General features: G+C 44.8%; 3 protein-coding genes. 2 read left to right on the top strand and 1 reads right to left on the bottom strand.

The features are described from left to right. A partial coding sequence (locus ACO1R6_RS06180) for a sialate O-acetylesterase (RefSeq protein ID WP_486263115.1) occupies positions 1–854 on the top strand: 854 nt, incomplete at its 5' end. Positions 855–1,044: 190 nt separating this feature from the next. Here ACO1R6_RS06180 and leuS read toward each other — a convergent pair. Continuing rightward, on the bottom strand, positions 1,045–3,813 hold the full coding sequence (leuS, locus tag ACO1R6_RS06175; protein WP_486263114.1) for a leucine--tRNA ligase: 2,769 nt from the start codon (positions 3,811–3,813) through the stop codon (positions 1,045–1,047). A gap of 409 nt (positions 3,814–4,222) precedes the next feature. On the opposite strand from leuS, the gene ACO1R6_RS06170 reads away from it, so the two are divergent. Further along, the coding region (locus tag ACO1R6_RS06170) for a sensor histidine kinase (protein WP_486263113.1) at positions 4,223–4,869 on the top strand (647 nt) is incomplete at its 3' end.

The raw sequence follows: 4,869 nt of genomic DNA, 5'->3' as shown, positions 1-4,869 counted from the left end.
CAGAGTGGGGCGGAACCCCCGCCGAAGCCTGGACCGATGCCGCCTCTTTAAAGCAGTTCCCGGGTTACGATAAATCCGTGCAGGAAAACCTAAACCGCACCGATAAACCCGAGCGGATGCAAGGCTTGCCAACTACCTTATACAATGCCATGATTGCTCCTTTGGTACCGTACGCCATAAAAGGAGCTATTTGGTACCAGGGCGAATCGAATGCCGGTAAAGCGTACCAGTACCGTAAATTATTTCCGGCCATGATTACCGGCTGGCGCAAACAATGGGGCTACGATTTTCCGTTTTTATTTGTGCAGTTGGCTAATTACATGAAAGACAAAGATGAACCCACGGATTACGAATGGGCCGAACTACGCGAAGCGCAAACCATGACTTTGGCTTTGCCCAAAACCGGTATGGCCGTCGCAATTGATATTGGTAATCCCGATGATATTCACCCACGGAATAAACAAGATGTAGGTAAGCGGCTGGCTTTAGCAGCTTACAAAGTGGCTTACAACGAAAACTCAGTTTACTCGGGCCCAACTTACCAAAGCATGCAGGTAGAAGGCGATAAATTAAGAATTAAGTTTGCCAACACGGGTTCTGGCTTGGTTTTAAAAGATAATTACGGGTATGTGCGCGGTTTTGCCATTGCCGGCGCCGATAAAAAGTTTAAGTGGGCCAAAGGTTACCAGGATGGCAATGACATTATTATTTACAACGAAACCATTAAAAACCCGGTAGCAGTACGTTATAATTGGAGCAACAACCCTGATGGCAATATTTACAATAAAGAAGGTTTGCCAGCGGTTCCTTTCCGTACCGATGAATATCCCGGATTAACAGCTAGTAAAGAGTAATCCAAGATAACTTTTATCCTGACTCTGGTCTATCTGGATATCTATTTCTAACCAGGTCAGAAGCCGATTTATAAAAGTCGTAAGCAAGGTCGCTCCCGACAAGGAAAGATTTAAAATAAAAGAGCCGCTAGTAATTTAGCGGCTCTTTTATTTTAAAATTATATTTTGTTACAAACAGCGACTAACGAACCTACACCACTACGTTTACAATTTTATTGGGCACTACAATTATTTTTTTAGGCGCTTTGCCTTCTAAATATTTATCGATAACGCCGGAGGCCAATACTTCTTTTTCAATGGCTTCTTTGGCCATATCGCGGGGGAAAGTGATTTTGCCGCGCATTTTGCCGTTTACCGAAACCGGGTATTCAAAAGTATCTTCGGTTAAATATTTCTCTTCCCAAGCCGGGAAAGCCGCATACGCAATACTTTCTTCGTGGCCAAGCAATTGCCACAATTCTTCGGTAATGTGCGGGGCATAAGGCGCCAAAATAATGGTTAGCGGTTCCAAGATGGCGCGTTTATTACATTTCAGGGTAGTCAGTTCGTTTACGGCAATCATAAACGTACTTACCGAGGTGTTAAACGATAAACGCTCTAAATCTTCTTCTACTTTTTTAATGGTCTTGTGCAGGGTTTTTAACTCGGCTGGAGTGGGTTGTTCATCCAATACCGCAAAATTGCCATTATTATCGAAGAATAATTTCCAGTAACGCTTCAGGAATTTATGCACGCCATCAATGCCATTGGTGTTCCAGGGTTTAAACTGCTCCAGCGGGCCCAAAAACATTTCATACATCCGCAAAGTATCGGCGCCCACCCGTTCTACCAGCACATCGGGATTTACCACATTGTACTTGCTCTTCGACATTTTTTCAACCTCAACCCCGCAGATATATTTGCCGTCTTCCAGAATAAATTCGGCTTCCGCATTTTCAGATCGCCATTTTTTAAAGGCTTCTATATCCAGAATATCATTGTCAACAATATTTACGTCTACGTGCAGCGGGGTTACCTCGTACTGGTTACGCAAGCCATGCGATACATATTGGTTGGTGCCGTTTACGCGGTATACAAAGTTCGACCGGCCCTGAATCATGCCCTGGTTAACCAATTTCTGGAAAGGCTCCACACCGGAAACCAACTCTAAATCGGCTAAAAATTTGTACCAGAAGCGGGAGTAGAGCAAGTGGCCCGTAGCGTGCTCAGAACCACCAATATATAAATGTACCGATTGCCAATATTTTTCGTCTTCGGCGGTAACAAAGCGCCCGGTATTTTCCGGCGACATATACCGCAAATAATACCAGCTCGAACCGGCCCAGCCCGGCATGGTGCTTAATTCATATGGGTATTGGTCCTGGTATTTCCAGTCTTTGGCGCGGCCTAGGGGCGGCTCACCGGTTTCGGTGGGCAAATAGGCGTCAATTTCCGGCAGTACCAACGGCAACTCTTCTGCCGGCAGTGGGTAAGGCACGCCGTCTTTGTAATAAATCGGGATGGGTTCGCCCCAGTACCGTTGGCGGCCAAATATGGCATCGCGCATGCGGTACATTACTTTGCCTTTGCCAATGCCCATTTCTTCGAATTTAGCAATGGCGGCTTTCATAGCGTCTTTTACTTCCATACCGTTCAGGAAATCCGAATTAATCATTTTTCCTTCTTTGGCATCGTACACCTCCTCGGTGGTGGTACCTTCTATAACCGGAATATTGGGTAAGTTAAAGTGTTTCGCAAAATTAAAATCGCGCAAATCGCTGGCTGGCACCGCCATAACTACGCCCGTGCCGTAACCGGCCAAAACGTAATCGGCTACCCAAATCGGGATTTCCTGGCCATTCATAGGGTTTAATACATATGAACCCGTAAAAGCACCGCTAATGGTTTTTACATCGCTCATGCGGTCGCGCTCCGACCGGTTTTTGGCCGTGTTTACATATTCTTCTACCGTAGCCCGCTGATCTGCGGTGGTTAGTTCCGGTACCCATTCGTGTTCCGGGGCAATGGCCAAATACGTTACACCATAAATGGTATCGGCACGGGTGGTAAATACTTTTAGCTGCCGCTCCGAATCTTTTACCTGGAAAGTTAACTCCGAACCCAACGATTTGCCAATCCAGTTGCGTTGCATTTCTTTTATGGCTTCGCTCCAGTCTACGGTTTCCAAATCGTTGAGCAAACGCTCGGCGTAGGCGGTAATCCGCAAACTCCATTGCTGCATTTTTTTGCGCTCCACGGGGTAGCCGCCGCGTTCGCTTACACCGTCTTTTACCTCGTCGTTGGCCAGCACGGTACCCAAAGCCGCGCACCAGTTTACCGTAGCTTCCGATAAAAAAGCCAGGCGGTACTGCAGCAAAATATCGGATTGTTTTTTCTCGCTGAAGCTTTGCCATTCTGCGGCGGTAAAATGGGTAATTTCGTCTTCGTCGCAGGCAGCCTTTACCTTAGCCGAACCGTTGGCTTTAAACTTGGCAATTAAGGTTTCTATTGGCTCGGCTTTGTTTGTTTCCTGGTTGTACCAGCAGCTGAATAATTGCAGAAAAATCCACTGGGTCCATTTATAATAATCGGGGTCGGAGGTACGTACTTCGCGGCTCCAGTCGAAAGAAAAACCCAGGCTGCTTAATTGTTCTTTATATCGGGAGATATTTTCGCGGGTAGTTATGGCCGGGTGTTGACCGGTTTGAATGGCGTATTGTTCGGCGGGCAAACCAAAAGCATCGAAACCCATGGGGTGCAACACGTTAAAACCGCGCTGCCGCTTGTAGCGGGCCACAATATCAGAAGCAATATAACCCAGCGGATGCCCCACGTGCAAACCCGCGCCCGATGGGTACGGAAACATATCCAGCACGTAAAATTTGGGTTTAGACGTATCCGTCGCGGTTTTGTAAGTTTGTTTTTCGGCCCAGGTTTGCTGCCACTTTTTCTCAATCGAGATAAAATTGTATTCAGACATAGAAATTTGCTTTACTTGAGCCGGTGCTTTAAAAATTAAAACTGGAAAGAGATTATTTGGCGGCCCGATTTTTTTGCTGCTGCAAAATAAGGTATAATTAAATAAATATTCAATTAAAGGTAATTTATGCTTGCTCTTGGTAAAGAGTAATTAAAGGTTATTAGAAGATTGCGGCAGCCATAATCTGGCTTAACGCCGGTTACGGCTTTATTTATACAAATAAGTTTAAGTAAGCAGAATATTTTTAAAACAAGCACCAACCGGCATCGGCAACTTTAAATGGGCTTTGGTCAGAATGATTTTACTTAAATATACCCCAAGCCTGCAGAATATATTGGAAGAGTTAAACCAATCCATTAATTTGAAACCCCGTTTAAACCCGATTCATTTTATCTGCTAAGTAGGTGCTATGCTTTTCTTTTCTTTTTTAGTTTCTTTTATATTACTAAAGCGCCTGCGCAAAGCCTTAGCCATATTGCCGGAACATAATAGATGGGATACGCCCTTAAATGTGCTGAGTTGGGTTACCGTTGCAGCTTTTTTTACCACTACCACTTTATTTAAAGACCGGTTTGGCGAGTTAGCCGCTGTTTTATACCTGCTGGCCATTGTTGCTTTTATTTATCGGCAACCTGCTTTTAAAACCAGTAAACCTTTGTTGCAGGCAACTTACCCTTATACTTTTATTAGTTTAAGTTGTGTGCTCCTGCAGTTTATTGCCCCAACCCTATACAAAGAATGGGAAGATTATATCCAAATGGGCGTGTTGGGTGGCTTTATCTGGTTTATTGCGGTTCTGGTAAATTTTAACAAACAACAAAAAGCTTTAGAAGCCGAACGGAAAAAACGGTTAATTGAAGACGAACAAAACAAAGTTGTAGCTGCCCGCAAAGAAGAGCTGGAAATATTGGTGGCTGAGAGAACCGCCGAACTTACAAAACAAAAAGACGAGTTGCAGGAAACTGTAAAAGAATTACAGGCTACCCAGGCCCAATTGGTGCAACAAGAAAAATTAGCTTCTTTGGGCGAGTTAACTGCTGGTATTGCCCATGAAAT

It is taken from the genome of Adhaeribacter sp. (assembly GCF_057359045.1).
The sequence above is the reverse complement of the archived record's forward strand: the minus strand, read 5'-3'. Positions and strand labels throughout refer to the sequence as shown.